17 protein-coding genes and 1 pseudogene are annotated in these 21,596 nt (G+C 72.4%); 7 read left to right on the top strand and 11 right to left on the bottom strand.

Translation table 11 applies throughout. From position 1 onward, the window contains the following. The first annotated feature begins 56 nt into the window (after positions 1–56). The gene (locus PT931_RS09535; protein ID WP_456245339.1) at positions 57–800 is read left to right on the top strand and encodes a GntR family transcriptional regulator; all 744 of its coding nucleotides are present in this window, start codon (positions 57–59) and stop codon (positions 798–800) included. A 110-nt stretch (positions 801–910) separates the two neighbouring features. Here the strand turns inward: PT931_RS09535 and PT931_RS09530 are convergent, their stop codons facing one another. After that, complete coding sequence (locus tag PT931_RS09530; protein ID WP_456245463.1) at positions 911–1,723, bottom strand: metallophosphoesterase family protein; 813 nt, start codon at positions 1,721–1,723, stop codon at positions 911–913. 77 nt (positions 1,724–1,800) lie between these two features. Between PT931_RS09530 and PT931_RS09525 the strand changes: the two genes are divergently transcribed. Continuing rightward, the gene (locus tag PT931_RS09525; RefSeq protein ID WP_456245338.1) at positions 1,801–2,868 is read left to right on the top strand and encodes an AI-2E family transporter; all 1,068 of its coding nucleotides are present in this window, start codon (positions 1,801–1,803) and stop codon (positions 2,866–2,868) included. Positions 2,869–2,871: 3 nt separating this feature from the next. Here PT931_RS09525 and PT931_RS09520 read toward each other — a convergent pair whose 3' ends face one another. Next, positions 2,872–3,975, bottom strand: coding sequence for a family 16 glycoside hydrolase (locus PT931_RS09520; protein WP_456245337.1), 1,104 nt, complete (start codon positions 3,973–3,975; stop codon positions 2,872–2,874). Between the two features lie 178 nt (positions 3,976–4,153). Between PT931_RS09520 and PT931_RS09515 the strand changes: the two genes are divergently transcribed. Continuing rightward, positions 4,154–5,371, top strand: coding sequence for an Ig-like domain-containing protein (locus tag PT931_RS09515; protein WP_456245462.1), 1,218 nt, complete (start codon positions 4,154–4,156; stop codon positions 5,369–5,371). An 11-nt stretch (positions 5,372–5,382) separates the two neighbouring features. Here the strand turns inward: PT931_RS09515 and PT931_RS09510 are convergent, their stop codons facing one another. Continuing rightward, positions 5,383–6,120, bottom strand: a complete 738-nt coding sequence (locus tag PT931_RS09510) for an NRDE family protein (protein ID WP_456245336.1) — start codon at positions 6,118–6,120, stop codon at positions 5,383–5,385. Positions 6,121–6,260: 140 nt separating this feature from the next. Between PT931_RS09510 and PT931_RS09505 the strand changes: the two genes are divergently transcribed. Next, entirely contained in the window at positions 6,261–6,896 is a 636-nt protein-coding gene (locus PT931_RS09505) for a uridine kinase (protein WP_456245335.1), read from the top strand. 58 nt (positions 6,897–6,954) lie between these two features. Here PT931_RS09505 and PT931_RS09500 read toward each other — a convergent pair whose 3' ends face one another. After that, the gene (locus tag PT931_RS09500; RefSeq protein WP_456245334.1) at positions 6,955–7,272 is read right to left on the bottom strand and encodes a hypothetical protein; all 318 of its coding nucleotides are present in this window, start codon (positions 7,270–7,272) and stop codon (positions 6,955–6,957) included. A gap of 161 nt (positions 7,273–7,433) precedes the next feature. Here PT931_RS09500 and PT931_RS09495 point away from each other — a divergent pair, with 161 nt between their 5' ends. Next, positions 7,434–9,122: a beta-N-acetylhexosaminidase gene (locus PT931_RS09495; protein ID WP_456245333.1), complete on the top strand. Its 1,689-nt coding sequence runs from the start codon at positions 7,434–7,436 to the stop codon at positions 9,120–9,122. Positions 9,123–9,338: 216 nt separating this feature from the next. Here PT931_RS09495 and PT931_RS09490 read toward each other — a convergent pair whose 3' ends face one another. The 7 genes from PT931_RS09490 to PT931_RS09460 form a co-directional block, all read right to left on the bottom strand. Continuing rightward, positions 9,339–10,067 carry a CPBP family intramembrane glutamic endopeptidase gene (locus tag PT931_RS09490; protein ID WP_456245332.1) on the bottom strand — a complete coding sequence of 243 codons (729 nt, stop codon included), beginning with the start codon at positions 10,065–10,067 and terminating at the stop codon, positions 9,339–9,341. Between the two features lie 145 nt (positions 10,068–10,212). Next, positions 10,213–12,813, bottom strand: coding sequence for an Hsp70 family protein (locus PT931_RS09485; protein ID WP_456245331.1), 2,601 nt, complete (start codon positions 12,811–12,813; stop codon positions 10,213–10,215). A gap of 84 nt (positions 12,814–12,897) precedes the next feature. After that, positions 12,898–14,115: an ROK family transcriptional regulator gene (locus PT931_RS09480; RefSeq protein ID WP_456245330.1), complete on the bottom strand. Its 1,218-nt coding sequence runs from the start codon at positions 14,113–14,115 to the stop codon at positions 12,898–12,900. 45 nt (positions 14,116–14,160) lie between these two features. After that, the gene (locus PT931_RS09475) at positions 14,161–14,997 is read right to left on the bottom strand and encodes a carbohydrate ABC transporter permease (protein WP_456245329.1); all 837 of its coding nucleotides are present in this window, start codon (positions 14,995–14,997) and stop codon (positions 14,161–14,163) included. Continuing rightward, a complete protein-coding gene (locus tag PT931_RS09470; RefSeq protein ID WP_456245328.1) occupies positions 14,994–15,944 on the bottom strand; it encodes a carbohydrate ABC transporter permease in 951 nt (316 codons plus the stop codon). The genes PT931_RS09475 and PT931_RS09470 overlap by 4 nt, the downstream gene beginning before the upstream one ends. Further along, positions 15,941–17,209, bottom strand: a complete 1,269-nt coding sequence (locus PT931_RS09465) for an extracellular solute-binding protein (RefSeq protein ID WP_456245327.1) — start codon at positions 17,207–17,209, stop codon at positions 15,941–15,943. The genes PT931_RS09470 and PT931_RS09465 overlap by 4 nt, the downstream gene beginning before the upstream one ends. A 26-nt stretch (positions 17,210–17,235) precedes the next feature. Further along, on the bottom strand, positions 17,236–20,325 hold the full coding sequence (locus PT931_RS09460; RefSeq protein ID WP_456245326.1) for a glycosyl hydrolase 2 galactose-binding domain-containing protein: 3,090 nt from the start codon (positions 20,323–20,325) through the stop codon (positions 17,236–17,238). Between the two features lie 378 nt (positions 20,326–20,703). Here PT931_RS09460 and PT931_RS09455 point away from each other — a divergent pair, with 378 nt between their 5' ends. Then, positions 20,704–21,198 (top strand): hypothetical protein, encoded by a 495-nt coding sequence (locus PT931_RS09455; protein ID WP_456245325.1) that lies wholly within the window; start codon positions 20,704–20,706, stop codon positions 21,196–21,198. 28 nt (positions 21,199–21,226) lie between these two features. Continuing rightward, positions 21,227–21,596: pseudogene (locus PT931_RS09450) on the top strand (hypothetical protein); the annotation flags it as partial.

The raw sequence follows: 21,596 nt of genomic DNA, 5'->3' as shown, positions 1-21,596 counted from the left end.
GGGGCCGAGCCCCGCCGGACCCGGAAACGGACCCGGGCATGGTTACTCTGGGCTACATGTTGGCGAGCAGGCCGGTCCGCGAGGGCGTCCCCGAGCACGGACGCGTGCCCAAGTACTTCACCGTGAAGGCCCGCCTGGTCAGCCGGCTCGCCGAACTGGGGGAGGGCGCGCCGCTGCCCGCCGAACGCGAACTCGCCGCCGAGTACGCCGTCTCCCGCGCCACCCTGCGCCAGGCCATCTCCGAACTGATCCTGGAGGGCCGGCTCAGCTCCCAGCAGGGCCGCGGCACCTTCGTCGCCGCCCCGAAACTCATCCAGCCCCTGGGCCTGGTGTCCTACACGGAGGCGGTGCGCACGATGGGCCGCGAGCCCAGCCGGCGGATCGTCACGGCCGAGCGGGTCCCGGCCGGCCCGGTGCTCGCGGGGGTGCTCGGCCTGCCGGCGGACGCCGAGGTGCTGCACCTGGAGCGGGTGCTGCTCGCCGACGGGGAACCGATCGGCCTGGAGAGCACCCACCTGTCCGCCGACCGGTTCCCGACCCTGCTGGAGGTGCTGGCCCCGGGCGCCTCGCTGTACCGGTGCATGCGCGAGGAGTTCGGCGTCGAGCTCGCCGAGGCGGAGGAGCAGATCGAGACGGTGCTGGCCAGCCCGCGCGAGGCGCTGCTGCTGGGCGCGAACCCGGCGCTGCCGATGCTGCTCGTGCACCGGGTGTCCCACGACGCGGCCGGGGCGCCGGTGGAACAGGTGCGCTCGCTGTTCCGGGGCGACCGGATCGGGTTCGTGACCCGGCTGCGGGGGTAGCCGACGGCAATGGGCGCCGCTGCCCGACAAGCGGCGCGTGCGTCGGCAGCCTCCCGCTGAGGGTGCCCGATCCGCCGACCGTTGGTCACCAGCCGCGCGTGACCGCCCCGCTACGCCGGCAGGATCTGCCGCAACCCCAGAGGCACCCCACGCCGGTACTGCCGCTCGCGCGGATACCCGATCGACACCTCCTCGAACCGCACCCCGTCCTCCACCGTGGTGCGCGGGATGTGCAGGTGCCCGTAGACCACGACCTCCGCGTTGAACCGCAGGTGCCAGTCCGCCGAGCGGGTCGTGCCGCACCACTGGGCGAACTCCTGGTACCGCAGCGTGCGGGTCGCCTCCCGGGTCAACGGGAAGTGGTTGACCAGCACCGTGCGCGCCCCGTCGAGATCCACGAGCCGCTTCTCCGTGTACTCCACCCGCGCCGCGCACCACGCCGCCCGGTCCGGATAGGGATCGGGGTGCAACAGCGCCTCGTCGGTGGCCACGATCCCCGCGTTGTACGCGATCTCCAGCCCCTCGGCCGGCGTGCTGGCCCCCTCGGGCATGAACGAGTAGTCGTACAGCAGGAACAGGGGAGCCACGGTGACCGGGCCGCCCTCGCCCTCGTACACCGGAAACGGGTCTTCCGGGGTGTGGATGCCCAGCCCCCGGCACAGCTCCACCAGGTGCCGGTAACGCGCCTCGCCGCGCAGCGCCTGCGGGTCCTTCGGGTGCGTCCACAGCTCGTGGTTGCCCGGGGTCCACACCACCGTGCCGAACCGGGACGCGAAGAACCGCAGGGTCCCCTCGACGTCGGCCATCGCCTCGCCGATGTCGCCGGCCACGAGCAGCCAGTCCTCCTCGGACTCCGGGCGCAGCCCCGCCACGACCTCGCGGTTCTCCGGATAGCGCACGTGCACGTCACTGATGGCGAACATCTTCACCCCCGAATCCTACGTGGGCCGCGCGTGCCGATTCTGTCGCCTGAATGCGGCATCCGGGCGACAATGGGCACATGCCCCGACCTGGCCCGGACCTCAGGACAGTGTTCCGCTGGGGCGCCGCTGCCGCCGCCGGGGCGGGCGCCCTGTTCCTCGTCGGCTGGGCCGTCTACGGCGTCCGCGACCTCCTCGTCCAGGTCTTCATCGCGATGTTCGTCGCCATCAGCCTCGACCCGGCCGTGCGCTGGCTCGTCCGGCACCGGATCCGCCGCCCCTGGGCCGTCACCATCGTCATCCTGTCGGCCGTCGTCTTCGTCGCCGGCTTCCTGCTCGCCGTCGTCCCGCCCCTGGTCCAGCAGGCCCAGACCCTCGCCGACGACGCGCCGCACTACCTCGACCAGCTGCGCCGGCAGTCCGAGCGGCTCCGCGGCCTGGAGGACCAGTTCCACTTCCGGGACAAGCTCGACGCCTGGCTCCGCGACCTGCCGGCCACCCTGGGCACCCAGGCGCTCGGCTTCGGCCGCCGGTTCTTCGGCGCCCTCGCCTCGTTCCTGCTGATCTTCGTCCTGTCGCTGTACTTCATGCTCGACCTCCCGCGCCTCCTCGACCTGCTGGTCGGGGCCGTCCCGGAGAGCCGGCGCGAACGGGTCAGCCACGGCGTCAACGTCCTGATCGACAAGATCGGGTCGTACATGATCGGCAACATCGTCATCTCGCTGATCGCCGGGGTGGCCGCGTTCGCCGCGCTGGAGATCCTCCGGGTGCCGTTCGCCCTGCCCCTGGCGTTCCTGGTCGCGTTCACCGACCTGATCCCGATGATCGGGGCGACCCTGGGCGCGGCGATCTGCGTCCTGGTCGCGCTGGCCTCGGTGCCGCTGTGGCCCCAGGCGATCGGGGTGGTGATCTTCTTCGTGGTCTACCAGCAGCTGGAGAACTACCTGATCGCGCCGAGGGTGATGCGCAACGCCGTGGACATGCCGGCGATCGGGGTGCTGCTCGCGGCGCTGGTCGGCGGGCAGATCCTGGGGCTGGTCGGGGCGCTGATGGCGATCCCGCTGGCCGCCGCGATCAAAATCATTTATGTCCGGGGTCGGGAGGCCCGGCGGGAACGGGCGGCGGAGGCGGCGCCGGCCGGGGAGTGACGGTCACGGCGTCCAGACCCTGGCGTTGCGGAACACGCTCTCGGCGACGGGGTCGACGCCGTCGGGTGCCCGGCCCCCGTCGGTGAACACGCCGATGCTGCCACGGCTGAACGTCGGGTCGGTGGCGGCCAGGACCTTCCCGCCGTCGAGGTGGACGGTGAGGCTGGTGCCATGGGCGACGACAGCCAGGGTGTGGAATGTGCCGGGGTCCGGCGCCGACAGGTACGCCTCCGCGAGGTCGGGTTCCGGGTTGCCGGCGACCCCCTTGCCGAGCCAGACGTGTCCGCTGCGCCCGATCTCCACCAGGTACCAGCTACCGGGTCCGCTCTGGCGGAAGAACAGGCCGGCGGCCCTCGCCGTGCCGAAGGAGAACTGCACCTCGTAGGTGTAGTCGGTGGCCGAGGTGTTGTTGTAGCACTCGTGGTACTTGTTCGTGGCCGTCGCGTGCAGACCGTCCCCGCGCACGGGACAGGTACCGGTGTTGTCGCTGAGATTCTGCCAGCGGGAACCCGACGTCATCGGGTCGTTGAGAACGAGCGTGGCGTGCGAGGGCCGGTAGGGGTTGGGCGTGCCGGGTGAGGGCCGCCCGCCGCCGCCGACCGGGGTGGGCACGGGTACGGGAGGCGGCTCGGTGACGGGAGGGGTGGTCGGGGGCGGAGCGTCCGGGGTGGGGGAAGGGGCCGGTGCCGTGGTGGGCGCCGTGGGCCGGGGATGGCCCGCGGTCGGCTGGACCACGGGCGGGGTGGTCGTCCGGGGACGCCAGGCGAGCACGCTGGCGGCCACGACGGCCACGACGCACAACCCGGCGACCCAGGCCAGCCGCTTTCCCCGACGGGTACGGACGAAGCTGGTCAGCGCCGAGTTCCTGACGAACGTGGCGATGGACGCGCCGCCGATCGCCACGATCGCGGCGACGACGGAGACGACCTGGCCGGTACGGGTGAGGATCTCGGGCATGTTCGGGATCGAGATGATGGTCGTGGCGTACAGGATCACGACCATCAGGACCGCCGCGAGGGCGGCGATCACCACCAGACGGACGACGGGCAACGCGGTGGGCGCCGGCGCGGCGGGGCGGGACGGGGATTCGTCATCGGGAGTGGACATCGGGTCTCCTGACGTGAGGGCCACGTCGAACAGATACCGCCTCCCGCCGGCCCCCGCGGCGCAACTGTCACCAACCCGTCGCGCTGGGACGTTGCCGCACGGCCCGCCGGACGCATGGACGGCGCTCCGGACACCGACCGTGAGCGGAGTTTGGCCGGAGTGGCGGGCATCGGGCACGATGGTCGCCGTGACGCGGCGATCCGTATTCCTCCCCCTGACCCTCACCCTGGCCCTCGCGGCGGTCCTCACCGCGACCGCCTGTGGTTCCGCCGACGAGCCCGGCAAGTCCACCGCGACGACGGCCGCCCCCTCGCCGTCGGGCAGCCCGGTGAAGAAGGAGCCGTTCACCTTCGCCCTCACCCCGGCCGCCGACGCCAGGAACCTGCCGATCTCCACCGAGCTCGGCACCGCGGTCACGGGCGGCAAGGTCACCACCGTCGACCTGGTCACCGGCGGCAAGAAGGTCGAGGGCGCGCTCCGTCCCGACGGCACCGCCTGGGTCCCGGCCAAGCCGCTGGCCCCCGGGGCGTCGTACACGGCGACGGTCACGGCCACCGGGGACGACGGGAAGACCGAGACCCGCACCACGGCCTTCACCACGATGGCCCGCCCCGGCAGCCGGGTCGGCACCGGGATGTACCTGTTCACCGGCGGCACCTACGGCGTCGCCATGCCCGTCGTCGTCGAGTTCGTGGACTTCCAGGTCCCCGAGGCCGACCGGGCCGCCGTCGCGCGCCGCCTGTTCGTCACGAGCGACCCGCCGCAGCTCGGCGCGTGGCACTGGTTCGGTGGCAACCAGGTCCTCTACCGCCCCAAGGAGTACTGGAAGCCCGGCACCAAGCTCACCGTCCGCACGGGGCTCGACGGCCACCCGCTCGGCAACGGGAAGTACGGGGACCAGGAGCGCTCCGCCACCGTCAGCATCGACGCGTCCAGCCGGATCCTCGAGGTCGACAACGCCACCAAGCAGATGGTCGCCAAGAAGGACGGCCAGGTCGTGAAGACCATGAAGGTCAGCCTGGGCAAGACGTCCACCCCGTCGTCGAGCGGCAGCCTCGTCGTGATGGACAAACTCGAGAAGACCATCTTCGACTCGTCCACCTACGGCGTCCCGGCGAACTCCCCCGACGGGTACCGCTCGGAGATCCGCTACGCCCAGCGCCTGACCTGGAGCGGCGAGTTCATCCACGCCGCCCCGTGGTCCGAGGGCGACCAGGGCGTGCGCAACGTGTCCCACGGCTGCGTCAACGTCTCCTGGGCGGATGCCGAGTGGGTGTTCGGCTTCACCATGATCGGCGACCCCGTGGTGATCAAGGGGACCGAGCGCCAGGTGAAGCCCGGCAACGGCTGGACGGCGTGGGACGTGCCCTGGGACGAGTACGCCAAGAGCCCCTGACGCCGGCCGGGTCAGCTCTCCGGCAGCGCGACCGGCCGCCAACCGCTCCGGTCGCGGGGCTCGGCCGTGAAGTCGTACCGCACGGCCCCGTCCGCCCGCAGCCCCACCAGCGACCCGGAACTCGTCGCGTACCGCCGCCCGCCGAACGACCGGTCCACCAGCAGCGCCCGGTCGTCGTCCCCGGGCAACCCGCCGCCGCCGAGCATCCCCAGCCACCCGCCCCAGGCGTCGGCGGGGGACAGCCCCGGCTCCGGCGCGGGTGGCGGCACTACGTCGAAGCCGGCCATCGCGTACCCGACCCGCGGATGCGCCGGGTTGTCGACGCCGAGCGAGGTGACGATGTGCCGGCCCTCGGCGAGCCGCACCCGGTCGAGGGTCACGCCGTCCCAGCTCAGCAGCACCGCCGAGTCGAGGGTGCACCGCAGCAGGTGGAAGCCCGCGTACGGCTCCGGGTCGAGGTCCAGCGTGCCCAGCGCCGCCAGGGGCAGCGCGCCCCGGGAGGCCGTGACCGTCGCGTCCCGGTCCGTCGGGATCTGGTTGAGCACCACGGCGACGACCGGCCCGTCGGTGTCCACGGCGAGCCACGTCCCGCCGGCCACCCGGTCGATCCCGCCCAGCACGTGCGCCCCGAGGCCCGGCCAGTGCGCGGCGGGCGGCGACCAGGGCCGGTCGGCGAACTCGTCGCGGATCCCGGCGAGCAGCACCGGCCACGTCCGACTGCGGTCGAGGTCGAGGAACACTGTGCACATCCCGCAACCCTAACCGCCGACCCACCCCTTCGACGGGTACGCGGCCCCGCCCACCCGACCGCCAGCCCCGCACTCCGATGCGCACCGGGAGACCCGGGCGCCAGCCGTCGGCCCGCGTCCCCGGCGGGCATGATGGGGGTGTGCGGATTCGAGCGGTCACCCCGGAACTCCTCGTCACCGAGCTGGCGGCCCGGATCGCCGCCGCCCCGCCCGACCGCTGGGTCCGGGTCGCCCTCGACGGCGCGCCGGCCGCGTACCCGGACCGGCTCGCCGCCGACCTGGTCGACCCGCTCCGCGCCCTCGGCCGGCCGACGCTGCGGGTGTCGGCGACGGACTTCCTCCGCCCGGCGTCGCTGCGCTACGAGTTCGGCCGCACCGACCCCGACTCCTACTACCAGGACTGGCTGGACACCAAGGGCCTGAACCGCGAGGTGCTCGACCCGCTCGCCGAGGGCGGCACCGGCCGGGTGGTCCGGGCGTTGTGGGACGCGGCGGCGGACCGCGCGACGCGTACCCCCTACGAGGTTCTCGCCCCCGGCGGCGTCGTCCTGGTCGACGGCGCGCTGCTGCTCGGCCAGGGGTTGTCCTTCGACCTGGCCGTGCACCTGTGGCTGTCACCGGGGGCGCTGGCGCGGCGCACGCCGGAGGGGGCCCGCTGGACGCTGCCGGCGTTCGCCCGGTACGAGGAGGAGGTCGGCCCGACCGGGTTCGCCGACCTCGTGGTCCGGGTGGACGACCCCCGCCGCCCGGCCGTCTACTCGCCGCTCGACGCCTGACGCTCACAGGTCGAAGACGGTGCGGTGGCAGCGGGGCACCGTACCCGGATGAGGGTCTTCAGGCTCTGGCCAGGCCGCCGTAGAAGTTCGTCGGGACGTCCGCCGGGGTCTCCCCGTCGGCCAGGCCCCACGCGGCCGCCGGCAGGATCCCCTCGGCGGTGAGCGTCCACGGCCCGAGCAGCGCCGCGAACTCCGCCGGCTCGCGCATGTGGAACGGCTCGCCCATCATGGCCAGGACCTGCGGATGGTCGGTGAGCAGCCGGCTGTCGAAGTCGAAGGCCAGGTGGCTGCCGGCCGGCACCGCCGCGTGCAGGTCGACCAGGGCGCGGCGCAGGGTAGCGTCGTCGAAGAACACCGGCAGCCCGAACACGGCCACGCCGACGGGGGAGCCGCCCCAGTCGGGCAGGTCGACGGTGCCGAGGTCGGTGCGGTCCGGGCCTCCGATCGGCGCGGGACAACCTGCCCGGGAGATCTATCAGGAAGCCTTCCTATCCAATACGCTCGATGGCGTCACCTCACCCCCTCGGGAGGATCGTCATGAGATCCAGAACCCTGTTCGCCCTGGTCGCGGCGTTGGTCGTCGTGTCCGGCGCGGCAAGCCCAGCCCTCGCCGGCCCGACCGGCCCCGCTCCGGCACCGGCATCCGCACCCGGCCTGGTCCACGGCCGCAACACCGCGCCCACCCAGCCGTGGGACGCCGCCGGCGCCCTGGCCTCGGACGCGGACGGCACCCGGCCCCACGCCGCCAGCGCCGCCGCCGGTCGGATGTCGACCCTCGTCCCGGTCCCGGTGACCGTCCAACCCGCCACCGGCGCCGACTACGCCCTCACCGCCGGCACCCGGATCTACGCCGACCCCGGCGCCGACGGCGTCGCGAACTACCTGGCCGGCGTCCTGCGCCCCGCCACCGGCTACCCCCTCCCGGTCCAGCCGGGCCCCGGCACCGGGATCTCCCTGCTCCTCACCGGCACGGACCCGAACCCCGAGGGCTACCAGCTCGACGTCTCCTCCTCGAAGGTCGTGCTGCGGGCCAGGACCGCCGCAGGCCTGTTCCAGGGCGTGCAGACCCTCCGCCAGCTCCTCCCGGCGAAGGTCGAGAGCCCGACCGCCCAGCCCGGACCGTGGCCGGTGGCCGGCGGGCACGTCGTGGACCACCCGCGCTACGCCTACCGGGGTGCGATGCTCGACGTCGCCCGGCACTTCCGCCCGGTCGCCGACGTCAAGAGGTACATCGACGAGGTCGCCCGATACAAGATCAACTATCTGCACCTGCACCTGACCGACGACCAGGGCTGGCGGCTCGTCATCAACTCCTGGCCCCGCCTGGCCACGTACGGGGGCAGCACCCAGGTCGGCGGCGGCCCCGGCGGCTACTACACCCAGGCCGACTACACCGCCATCGTCGGCTACGCGGCCGCCCGGCACATCACGGTCGTCCCCGAGGTGGACATGCCCGGGCACACCAACGCGGCGCTCGCGTCGTACGCGGAACTCAACTGCGACGGCAAGGCCCCGCCGCTGTACACCGGGGTCGAGGTCGGGTTCAGTTCGCTGTGCGTGAACAAGGAGCTGACCTACCGGTTCGTCGAGGACGTCGTGGCGGAACTGGCGGCGCTGACCCCCGGCCCGTACCTGCACCTCGGCGGCGACGAGGCCACCTCCACCACCCCGGCGGACTACACGAAGTTCGTCAACCGGGTGCAGGCCATCGCCCAGGCGCGCGGCAAGACCGTGCTCGGCTGGCACGACGTGGTGAACGCGACCCCGCTGCCGACGACCGTGGCGCAGTACTGGGGGACCGAGACCAGTCACGCCAAGGTCGCGGCGGCCACGAAGGCGGGCACGAAGCTCATCATGTCGCCGGCGAGCAAGGCGTACCTGGACATGAAGTACACGTCGTCCACGCCGCTCGGCCAGGACTGGGCCGGACTGATCGAGGTGAGGACGTCCTACAACTGGAACCCGGGCGCCTTCCTCAGCGGCGTCAGCTCCTCGGCGGTGTACGGCATCGAGGCCCCGATCTGGACGGAGACCCTGGCCTCGCAGCGCGACGTCGAGTACATGGCGTTCCCCCGGCTGGCCGCCCTCGCCGAACTGGGCTGGTCGCCGTGGTCCACCCACGACTGGAACGCGTTCAAGGTGCGGCTCGGCGCGCAGGGCCCCCGGTGGAAGGCCGCGGGGGTCACCTACTACCGCTCGCCGCAGGTGCCGTGGGCCGCGTCCTGACGAAGCGCGCCGCGGAAGCCGCCGCGTGCGGGTGGTGAACGGCGCCCGGTTCCGGGGAGGGCGCCGACCCTCCCCGGAACAGAACCAGATCAACGGCATCAGAGGGTTACGGTGAGCGGTGACCGGTCACCGGAGGCACTGCCCACCGCGCACCGGCCGCGCCGCCGTCCCTGCACTCCGGCCCGGCGGCGCCGGGTCGGCGCGGCCCGCGTCCGGTCAGTGCGCGTCGCCGCGGGGCCGGCCGTAGCGGACGACGAGGGCCAGCACCCCGAGCGCCGCCAGGTACGGCAGGTGGGGCAGCAGGTCGGGGGCGGTCAGGGCGTGGGCCTGGGCGGGGCTGACCTCCGTCGTCCACAGCGCGCCCCCGCCACCCCAGCCGAACAGGCTCACCGTGGCCCAGTTGCCGCCCCAGTGCAGCCCGATCGGCAGGGCGAGCCCACGGCTGCTGAGCTGGGCGTACGCGAAGAGCACCCCGCCCAGGGCCGGCATGGCGAACGCGAACACCGCGCCGATGCCCCAGTACGGCCGGCCGATCACGTGGTACGCCCCGAACAGGGCGCTCGTCACCACCACGGCCAGTACCGGTCCGCCGAGAGCGGCCAGGCGGTCCAGCAGGTACCCCCGGAAGAGAAGTTCCTCGAACAGCACCGAGCAGAGCATGAACGCGAGCCCGCCGAACACCGCCGCGGGGGAGGGCCGGAACTCCCAGCTGGCCCCGACCGCCGCGGCCCGCACGACCGCGATCAGGGAGAACAGCAGCACCCCGGCGGCGAACCCGAGCCCGAGCTGCTTCCACCGGAACGGCGGCGCCCCGCCGTCCAGCCGCAGGCAGATCCAGGTCACGGCGAGCAGTGCCACCGCGAAGGCCGGGGCGGAGCCACCCGTGACGACGGCGAGCGCGAACGCCGGGACGAGCAGCGCGAGGAACCGCAGGAGTCTGAGCATCGTGTCCACCCGTTCGTGACGGTGTCCGGTACGCCAGACCATGGTCCCCGCCGGAGGGCGGATACGGAAGCCCTCCGGCGCCCGCCCGACGGCGCGGTCGTGGCGTCGGGCCCGCGGCGGACGGGAGCGGTCGTCGCGTCGCGTCCTACACGCAGGTGACCTTGTAGTTCACGCTGCCGTATCCGGTCGACATCCCGTTGGGCGAGGTCAGGCGTGCCTCCAGCGGGTAGGCGTAGTCCCCGGAGGCGCTGGCGGTCAGCGTGAACGTCGGCCACGCGAGCGGATACCCCGGCCCTGTCAGGGTGACGGTGCGCGGAGTGAACGTCTTCATGTTCGGCGAGTACAGCGTGTACGTGATCGTGATCGGGTAGCTACTCGGAATCACCTGGACGTACACGTCCACGCTCACCGCCTTCGGACACGCCCCCGTGTACCGGAACGGCGTGGCCTGGATCGTGTCGATCGTGAACGAGGTCACCCTCGGTGCCGGTGCGGGCGGGTTCGGCTGGGGTTGGGGCTGCTGCGCCGTCTGCCGTGGCGCGGTGGTCCGTCCCACCCCGCCGTCGCCGGGCCCGACGTCCGTGGGGGAGGTGGGGGCAGCGGTGTCGGCGGTCGCCGTGGCCTGGTCGCCGAGGGTCGGGGTCGGACCCGGGGTCGACGGGCCGGAAGTACGGTCCACCACGGTCGCCGGCAGCCCCGTGCCGTCGGCGCCGCGCTCCGGGGCGGATCGGGGGTCGCTCGCAGCCAGACCGGTGACCATGGTCAGGACCAGCACGGTGGCGGCGGTGGAGAGTACGGCGAGGCGACGCCGCCAGCCCGCGGGCGGGACCGGCGGGTCGGCGACCGGGTGAGGTCCGGTTCCCACGGGCACGACCGGGCGCACGGCGGCGCCGGGCGGGGCCCCGTTCTCGCCGCCGGAACCGGTGGGGGGCGGTGCGGCGTGCGGACCCGGGTCCCCGGAAGGGCCGAGGGTGTTCGGGCCCGCTGCGGGAGGTCCGACGGGGGGCAGCGGGGCCGCAGTGTTCCGCGTTTCGGGGAGATTCGCGTCGGGCGCCCCCGCGCGCGGCGGCGCCGTCGGCCCGACAGCCGCCCCGAGCTGTGCCGCACCCCGTTCCGGGACGCCCTGCGATGCCGGGGCGGGTACCCGTCGCGGAGTCTTCGGAGGTGTCGGGCCTGCGACGGGTGGTCCGGCCCGGGTGGGATCCTCCGGCACCTCGGCCGGGGCGGGCGCGTGGTCGGTCGACGCGGCGTCGCGGACCCCCTGGGCGCTCCGGCGCGGCGCCGCACCACGGGCGGCCTGCCCCGTGTCAGCCGCACCACCCGCCGCACGACGGGCGGCCTGCCCCGTGTCAGCCGCACCACCCGCCGCACGACGGGCGGCCTGCCCCGTGTCAGTCGCACCATCCGCCGGACCGGTGGCGGCCTCGTCGCCGACAGGAGATGGTGGCTTCCGCCCGCCTCCCGGACGTGGACGTTCCCTACCCGGAGCGCCACCGGTCTCAGGGGTTCCGGCAGGGTCGGCGGTAGCGTCCGGGGCACCTGCACCGGAGCCCGGCCGGGCCTCTGAAGGTGACCGGCCTCCCGGGCTGTCGACGGCCCGCGGACCCCCTGAGGACCCGGCGTGCCGGTCCGGCCGGGCCTCGGCGGGAAGGAGCGCGCCCGCCGCCAGCAGCGACGTTCGCACCCCCGGGCCGGTGTACAGCAACGCGCCCTCGACCGTGGCCAGTTCCGGCTGTTCGACCACCACCGGGGCTACGCCCAACGCCGTGTGCAGCAGGGTCGCCACCAGCGGCGTGCGGCTCGCCCCGCCGATCAGGTACAACCCGGCCAGGTCGGCGGGAAGCAGGCCTGCGTCGAGGATCGCGGCCCGGGTGGCGGCCACGGTGCGCTCGAAGACCGGGCGGGCGAGGCGTTCGAGCTGCTCGCGGCCGAGTGGGGCGTCGGTGCCGAACAGTGGCACCGGGATCGTCGTGCCCGAGGACCGGGACAACATCTCCTTGCCGGTACGCACGTCCGTGTGGAACTGGCGGTTCGCCCTGTGTTCCTCGGACGTGGCCGGCTCGACCAACCGCCGCCACCGGTCCGCGTCACGGCCGGCGTATCCGGCACCCAGGTGCGCCACGATCGCGGCGTCCACGTCGAGCCCGCCCGCGTCGGGCAGCCCGGAGTTGGCCAGCACCTCGAACGAGTCGGCGGTCCGGCGGACCACGGAGGCGTCGAACGTGCCGGCGCCCAGGTCGTACACGAGGGCGTGGGCGCCGACGGCGAGGGCGGCCCGGCCGGCGACGAAGAACGCGGAGGCGGCCACCGGCTCGGTCACCAGCCGGACGTCGCCGAGCCCGGCGGCCGAGGCGGCGGCGGTCAGGATGCCCCGGCGGCGCGCGGCCCAGGACACGGGGCAGGTCAGCACCACCCGGCCGGACAAGGGGCCCGCCTCGGCACGGACCCGGCCGAGCACGGCGGCGATGAGGTCCACGACGGGTACGGTCCGGTCGCCGAGCAGCACCGTACCGTGGTCGATGCGCTGTTTGGGGTTGGGCTCGAGGGCCTCGGGGCGGGTGCGGCCGGCGTACAGCGCGTCGTGGCCGACCAGCAGCGCGCCATCGGGATCCGCCCACACCGCGGACGGCAGCACCGGGGACCCGTCGACGAACAGGGGCCGTGCGACCCCGTCCCCGTCGGCGAGCATGGCGACGGTGTTGGAGGTGCCGAAGTCGATGCCGAGTCGGTTGCCGGGCGTACGCACCGGTCCACGCTAACGACAGCCGGGGCGGATCCGACATCGGCCGTTTGACCACAGTGGACCCGGCTGTGGCGGCGGGGTGTGCGGCTAGAACACCGGGCGGCCCAGGCGGGCGAACAGTGCCTCGCGCACGGCCGACAGCGACGCCTCCAGCGCCCCGAACAGCACCGCGTCGTCGTCCACCCCGGTCACCGCGATCGGCGTCCGCAGCTCGCCGAGTTCGCCCAGCGCCGCCTCGACCGCAGCGCGCAGCGGGTCGGCGCCGGCCTGCGACACGTCCCCGGCGAGGACCACCAGGGGCGGGTCGAGGACCGCCACGACAGCGGCGAGCCCGACGGCGATCCGCTCGGCCAGTACCCCGATGAACGCCCGTCCCCGCGCGGCCTCGGAGTCCCCGCCCGGATCCGTGCCGCCGGCCGCCCCCGGAATCCCGGCCACCGCCATCCCGACCACCTCGTGCGCGGTCCCGGCGACGAACCCGTACTGCGCCGCCAGCCCCAGCACGGCCGGCCCCCCGACCAGCTCCTCGAAGTCCGGCCGCCGGGCGGCCCCGGGCAACCCGACCGGCATGTACCCGATCTCCCCGGCCCCCTGCCGAGCCCCGCGCAGCAACGTCCCCCCGAGGTCGATCGCCAACCCGACCCCCTCCCCGAGCCACAGCATCGCGAACCCGGCGGCGGGATCGGCGGAGGCCACTCCCCGGTGCCGCTCGGCCACGGCCGCCAGGTTGACGTCGTTGTCGACGTGCGAGGACCGGTACTCCCGGCGGACCTCCCCGAGCAGCCCCGGCCGCTCCCACCCGGGCACGTGGATGTGCCGGACGACGTCGGTCCGCTCGTCGTAGGACCCGGGGATGGCGATCTGGACGTGGTCGAGCTGGTCGACCCGCAGCCCGGCGCGCCGGCACACCTCCTCGACCGCGCCGGTCACGGCGGCGACGGGGTCGGTGGCCGCGAAGTCGACCGCGACCTCGATCCGGCCGCGGGGGGCGCCGGTCAGGTCGCAGACGGCGGCGGCGACGGTGGAGGCCTTGCGGACGGACACGGCGGCGGCGTACCCGGCCTCGGGGTTGGCCGCGTAGATCTCGGCGGTCGGGCCCGGCCCGCCACTCTGGGTGCGCCCGACGGTCAGGGCCAGCCCGGCGTCCTGGAGCCGGCGGAGCACCTCGGAGGTGGACGGCTTGGACAGGCCGATGAGCGCGCGCAGGTCGGCCCGGGTCAGGGGACCGCTGTCGAGCAGGTGCGCGAGCGCGGCGGACTCGTTGATGGCTCCGAGGAGCCGGGACGAGCCAGAGACCCTAGCCATCTTGCCGCCTTCGCGAGTGGTAACGGAGTGTGGACACCAAGTGTCTCAGCCCTTCACGGACGCCGCCGCCAGCCCGTCGACCACGTACCGCTGGAAGGCCAGGGCGAGCAGGACCGGGGGCAGGGTGGCGAGGACGCCGCCGGCCGCGACGAGCCCGAAGTCGGCGCTGTAGCGGCCGGTGAACTCGGCGATCGCGACCGGCACGGTCTTCGCGTCGGGGGTGGCCGTGAAGATCAGGGCGTAGAGGAACTCGTCCCAGGACATCAGGAACGTGAACATCATCGTCGCGAACAGGCCGGGCCGGGCGACGGGGAGGACGACCCTGACCAGGGCGCCGAGCCGGCTGCACCCGTCGACCCGGGCGGCCTCCTCCAGTTCGACGGGCAGCGCCAGGAACTGGTTCGTCATGATCCAGAGCACGAAGGGCGTGGTGAACGAGGTGTACACGACGATCAGGCCGAGTTTGCTGTCGAGGAGCTGCAACTGGGTGAGCACCAGGTACAGGGGGATGAGCAGCGCGATCGGGGGCAGCATGTACGCGATCAGGAACGCCACCATCGTGCTCCGCCGGAACCGGAACCGCAGCCGGGCCAGCGCGTAGCCGCCGAGCACCCCGACGACCATGGACACCGCGACCGTGCCGAGCGCGACGACGACGCTGTTGCCCATGGACTGCCGGAACATGCCGGCCACGTCCGAACCGCCGGAGTGGGCGATGGCGTCGTACCGCGACCAGGTCGGGTGTGCGGGGAGCCAACGCAGCGGCCGGGCGAGCAGGTCCCGGAGCTCGGACACGCTGGCGATGACCAGCCAGGCCAGCGGGGCGAGGAACACCACGGACACGAACGCGGCGGCGGCGTGGATGAAGATCTTGTACCTCACAGGAGTGCCCCCCTCTTGCGCAGCGTCCGCAGGTAGACGATGGACAGCACCAGCACCACGGCCGTGACCAGGTACGACAGCGCCGAACCGTAGCCGAGCCGCTGGTCGGAGAACGCCCGGACGTAGGTGTAGAACGCCACCGTCTGCGTCCCGCTCGCGGGCCCGCCCCCGGTGATGATGTAGACGATGTCGAAGATGCGCACCGTGTCGATGGTGCGCAGGACGAGGACGATCACGATGCTCGGTACCAGCATCGGCACGGTGATCGAGAAGAACGACCGGATCGGGCCGGCCCCGTCGATCCGGGCGGCCTCGTACAGGTCGGACGGGATGTTCTGCAGGCCCGCGAGCAGCAGGAACGCCACCAGGGAGGTGTTCTTCCAGACGTCGGCGGCGATGACCATGTTCAGGGCGAGGAACGGGTCCGCCCCGAGCCACGACTGGTACTCGTCCATCAGCCCGACCTGGGTCAGCAGCGCGTTGAGCGCCCCGTACTGCCCGGAGAAGATGTACCGCCACATGGCCCCCGACACGATCGTCGGCAGCGCCCACGGCACGATCACGATGGCCCGGAACAGCCACCGGGCGCGCAGCGGCGCGTTGAGCAGCAGCGCGATGCCCACCCCGAACACGACCTCGAAGAAGATCGAGGTCAGGGAGAAGTACGAGGTCTGCCACACGGCGCGCCAGAACCCCGGGTCGGCGAGCGCCTCGCCGTAGTTGGACACGCCCACGAACGGGGTGCTGTCGTCGAGCGGGCCGTCGACGTCCAGGACGGACATGACGAGGGTGCGCACGACCGGGTACACGACGACGCCGAAGACGACGAACGCGGCCGGGAGCAGGAGGAAGAGCGCGAAGCGCGCCTCGCCCCGCCCCGGGCGCGCGGGACGCGTGGGCGTCTCCTGCTCCCGGGGCGGGGCGACACGGTTGAGCTGGTCGGTCACGTGAGCTCGCTCGCGGCCGCCGCCGCCGCGTCGTCCAGGGCCTTCTGGACGGGCTTGCGGCCCAGCAGGGCGTTGTGGATCTCGCCCTGGAGGATCTGGGACACGGCGTTGTAGTGGTTCACGCCGGGCCGCAGGATGAGCGAGTCGAGCTCGGCCTTCGCCGCCGCGACGGTCTCCGGGCTGGTGGCCACCACGGAATCGCGAGTGTAGGAGGCCTTCCACACCGGCAGGGAGCTCTTGGCGTACTGCTCCTGGACCGCCGCGCTCGTCAGGTGCTGGATGTACTTCCAGGCGTCGTCCTGCTTCTTGCTGGTCGCCGGCACGGACAGCGCCATGGACCCGTTGCACCCGGGCCGCTTCCCGCCGTCGCCGGCCGGGGTCTGCCCGATGGTCACCTTGCCCTTGACCTTGCTCTCCTTCTCGTCCTGGGTCTTGGCCCACATGAAGGTCCAGTTCAGGACGAAGGAGGCGTCGCCGTTGGGGAACGCCTTGGCGACGTCGTCCTCCAGGCTCTCCAGGGAGGCCGGGTTGCTCAGCCCCTCGTCGAGGGTGGACTTCATGAACTGCAGGGCCTTGACCCCGCCGCCGGTGTTGAAGGCGGGCTTGCCGGCGGCGTCGAGGAACGTGCCCCCGAAGGCGCCGAGCAGCTGGGTGTAGTCGCAGATCACGGCCTCGGTCTGCTTCCAGCTCCAGATCAGGGGGTACTTCACGACCCCCTTGGCCTTGATCGCGCGGGCCGCCTCGACCACGCCGGCCCAGGTGGCCGGCGCGGTCGGGGCGAGCCCGGCGCGGGTGAGGTGCTCGGTGTTGGAGTACAGGTACTTGGCGTCCAGGATCCACGGCACGCCGTAGAACTTGTCCTTGTACACGGCCGTGGACAGCGCCCCTTCGAGCATCTGGGTCTTCCACTCGGCCGGCACCCGGGGGGTGAGGTCGGCCAGGAGCTTCTTCTCCGCGAACTCGGGGGGCCAGATCACGTCGATGAGGACCACGTCGAAGGTACCGGCCGGGGCGGACGCGACGATCTTGTCCCGGAGCGCCTCGTACGCCACGAAGGTCTTGTTGATCTTGATCTTCGGGTTGTCCTTCTCGAACTGCGCGGTCATCCCCGAGATGTCCGCCTCGGAGTACCCGGCCTGCTGCATGAACAGCACGTTCAGGGTGCCCTCGGCCGATCCCGAGGACGCGCCGCAGGCGGCGAGTGCCGCGCCGACGCCCGTGAGCCCGATCGTGCTCAGGACGGTGCGCCGTGACCAGTTGTCCATCTAGTACTCCAGAAATGTGCGGGGGGTCAGGAGGTTTCGAGGAAGTCCACGTTCGGACCGCCGTTGGCCGTGGTCGCGGTCGCGCGCACGGTGCTGGTGCCGGTGGTCGCCGGCACGGTCAGGGTGACCGTGGTCCAGGTGTCCCACGAGCCGGTGCCGTTGAAGGCCACGCCGCTGGCGACCACCGTCCCGTTGACGGTGATGTCCATCGGCCGGTTGACGGCCGTCCCGTTGGCGTAGCGCAGGGTGAGGGTGGTGGTGCCGGCCGGGACGGTCCAGGTCACGGAGCCGCCGACGATGTTCGTGTAGTCCACGAACCCGGTACCGGAGTAGCCGAGATGGTTGCTGGCGACCGTGGCCTGGGACAGCGCGGCGTCCTCCGCCTCGGCCCGGACCACGGTGGAACCGCCGCCCGCCGGTACCGTCTGGGTCGCGCTGTTCCAGCCGGACACCCGGACCTTCGGCGCGGCCCCCTGCAGATCGGCCGTCCGGTAGGTCGCCGTCAGCGTCACCTGCTCGCCCGGCCACAGGCTCACCGCGTTGTCCGACCAGCGCACCGGCAGCACCGGCTTGCCGCCCGCCCCGACCAGGTGCGCGTCGAGGTAGAACGCGGGGGTCTTCGCCGTCCCGGTGTTCCTGAGCGTCACCGACGTGACCGTGTCCGCCCCGCTGGCCACCGACGACGCGGTCGCCGACACCGGCGCCTGCGCCATGCCGTTGAGACCCTTGAGGTCGGCGTAGGAGCTGGTGGGGACGTAGTACCAGTCGTTCTTGGACCAGTCGATCACGTCGTCCTTCGTGGACAGCCAGTACACGTTGCGGCTGACCTCGCGCCCGCTGGCGTCGGTCAGCAGCAACCGGGCCAGGTAGGTGCTCGACAGCCCCGTGACCGACGCCGGCACGGTCAGCGCGGTCGCCTTCCCGCCGCCACCGGGGGCGCTCAGGCCGGTCGCCGTCTGGGAGAACTTGTTCGTGCCGTCCGGGTTGAACAGGTCCACCTTCACGGTCAGCCCCGCCGCGGCCCCCGGCTGGGAGTTGACCACCACGACCTGCCGGTTGTCATAGGAGTACTGCACGTGCAGCGGCTCCCCGGCCTTCTTGGCCCCGTAGTACGAGCCGCCCTGGTCCATGTAGTAGTCGAACAGCTGCCAGTGCAGGGACGTCCACGGGCTGTTGAGCATCCAGTAGATGACGCCCGTCGACGGGTTGGAGGCGTCGGTGAAGTTGCGCCCGAACGACTCGAACTGCGCCCTGGTGTTCTCGTACTGGGCGAGCTGCGCCTTGCGCACGTAGTCGTCGAGGCTGGTCGGCGCCCCGTACCGGCCGGTGATCGCGTTGTCGAAGATCTTCAGCGTGCCGAAGGTGGCCGACTGCGACCGGTGGTACTGCGTCGCGTTGTAGTTCTTCCACAGCGTGTCCAGCTCGGCGGACGTCATCATCCGGCGCAGCGTGTCCAGGGTCGGCACGTCCGGCCCCGCGCTGGTCTCCGAGGCGAACCCGAAGGCCCCGCCCTCGCGCTTGTTGTACCAGTAGCCCGGCGGCACCCAGTCGTACGGCCCGGGCATCTTCATCCCGGACGCGCCCGTGATCGGCGCGGACCGCTCGGCCGCCGCCGCCACGATCGGGGTCGGCCAGTCGGCGGCGGTGAGGGCGTCCACGTAGTTCTTCTCGATCGTCGCCGACGGGGCGAAGTCGCTGCCGATCAGGAACGAGATGACGCTCGGGTGGTCGCGCAGCCGACGCGCCTCGGCGGTCATGGACAGCTTCGCGGTCACGTAGTCGGCGGCCGTCCACTTGTCGCCCGGCTCGCCGCCGTTGACCTCGCCCTCCCACTTGTCGCAACACTCCCAGCCCGGCAGGGTCAGGATGCCCATCCGGTCGGTCATGGCGAAGAACTCGTCCGGCTCGATGTGCCCTTCCAGGCGCACCGTGTTCAGCCCGAGGTCGAGCACGTAGCGCAGCTTGTCCTCGGCGGCGCCCGCGTCCCAGCGCAGGAACAGGTCCGGGGACCAGCCGCCGCCCTTGATCAGGATCGGCTTCCCGTTGACGCTGTAGCGCCGGTGCCCACTGGCGTCCAGCGGCGCCTTGACCTCGCGGATACCGAACTTCTCCTGGTACGTGTCGGAGACCGCGCCCCCGACGCTCGCCGTCAGGTTCAGGTCGTTGAGGGTCTGCGCGCCCATCCCGGCCGGCCACCACAGCCCCGGGTTGTTCACCGTGACCTGCCCGAACGTGACCGTCTTCGTCTCGTGCGCGTTGAGCGCCACTGTCTGGGTCACCGCCGTGCCCGCGACGTTCCCGGCCACGGTCGTACTCACGGCGGCGTTGGAGTCGTTGCGCACCTCGGCCTTCACGGTCAGGTCGGCCCGGGTCAGCCCCGCGTCGAGGGTGGTGACGACGTGCCCGCCGCGCAGCGCGACCGGTCCGCCCCGGTGTACCCGCACGTCGCGGACGATGCCCATGTTCTTGTCCGGCGGGGTCTGGGCCCAGTCGATCCAGCCCATGGACAGGTCCTTGTTGGGGTCGTTCGGGTACACCCGGATCGCGACGCTGTTCGTCCCGGCCCGCACCAGCGCGGTCAGGTCGAACTCGTGCTGGGTGTACGCGCCCACCACCTGGGTGCTGGTGGCCACCTGGGTGCCGTTGACGAAGATGTCGGCCCGGGACAGCACGCCCGACAGGTCCACGTAGGTGCGCGTGGACGTGTCGGTGACGGTCAGGTCGGCCCGGTACCACCAGGGCACCTGGAAGTCCGCCGTCGGGATGTTCTTCATGTTCGTCGAGAAGAACGGATCCGGGTACTTGTTGTTCTGCAGCAGCCCGGCGAGCACTGTCGACCGGGCGCTCACGGGGTACCAGCCGGCGGTGTCGTACCCGGGCTGGGAGATCTGCGCCCCGGTGCCCGACGTCTTCGCCGAGGACTGGAGCAGGAAACCGGGGATCGCGGTACTGCTGCCGGGGGCGGAGGGGACCGCGAGCACGGCGGAGGGGTGCGCGTCGGCACGGGTGGGGGAGCCGGCGACGATGCCGGTCCCGGCGAGGACCACGGCGACCGCGGCGGCGAGGGGGAGCCGCAGCCGGGCGCGGGTGGTGGGGTGTTTCGAGGGGGAGTCCACGATGCCTCCTGAGGGGCGGCGTTAGATAGGTAGGCTACCTAACCAATGGAGCGTAGCGACGGCCCTCGATCCTGACAAGACACTGGCCGCGCCGGATGCCGAGTGCTCCCCGCCCCTGTGCGACTTCCGTCCTGGTGTCACATCGCCATATAGGTCCTCATTGCGGGCGGGTCGACCGGGGTAATCAAGGGTCAACCGGGCAAAGCGCTTTCTGACACCAAGATGCCGTGCACGTTGGTGCCAGCTCCGCGGTAGTGACTCCACCCGGAACCGCTGGCAGAGTTCACCACATCGGAAGAACGCGCCACATCGGAGCGGAACTTCCAAAAACCATTTATTACACACACGGGTGGAGTCTGTTATGAAGGTATTCGGAACGTGAGGAAAGCAGCCATCATCGTCGGCGTCGGAATCGCGTTCACGCTGACCGCCTGCGGCGTCGCGGACAAGCCCACGGCCGGTGCGGTGCCGGTGCCCACCGTCTCCGTCGCCGGTAACCCGGCCGCGACCGCCAGCCCCGCGCCGACGGCCACCACGGCCACCACGGCCACCACGAGCCCGGCTCCACAGTCGGGGGTGACCGACATCGGCTGCCCCGCGACCCCGGACGTGTTGTTGGCGGCACTGAAGGCCAAGGGCAGCGACATCTACACCCGGGCCGCGAGCCCCGCGGCACTGCACGACGTGTCGTGTCACGAGAAGTTCGCCGTGGCCGCGACGGTCCCCGACGGGCAGCACCAGCCGTCCCGGATCGTCTTCGGCTACGACGCCGCCAGCAGGTCCTGGCGTCCCCTCAATCTCGGGTCCTCCGGCTTCTGCGCCGGCTACGTCCCCGACCACCTCGCGGCGAACCTCGCCGGCTGCACCTCCTGAATCCCTCTCCCCTAAGGACACCTCTCTGATGAGTACCACCCTGCTCCGCCGTGCCGTCAGCACGCTCGCCGTCACGGCCGTCACCGCCGGTTCCCTGATCGCCGCGGTCGCCCCGGCCCAGGCGGCGTTCACCTCCGGCATCGACGGGTACATCACCCGGTCCGAGGTGATCGAACGGGCCCAGTACTGGGTCGACCACCAGCCCGGCCCGTACAGCCAGTCCGAGTTCTCCCCCGGCCCCACCGGCGACCGCGACTACCGCCGCGACTGCTCCGGATACGTCGACATGGCCTGGCACACCGGCTCACACCACTGGACCGGCAACCTCTCCGCCATCTCCTACGAGATCCCCCGCGCCGACCTCAAGGCCGGCGACATCCTCAACGACGCCGCCAACC

This window comes from Longispora urticae (assembly GCF_053902585.1).
Note: the sequence above shows the minus strand (reverse complement) of the source record. Positions and strands in the feature narration are given on the sequence as shown.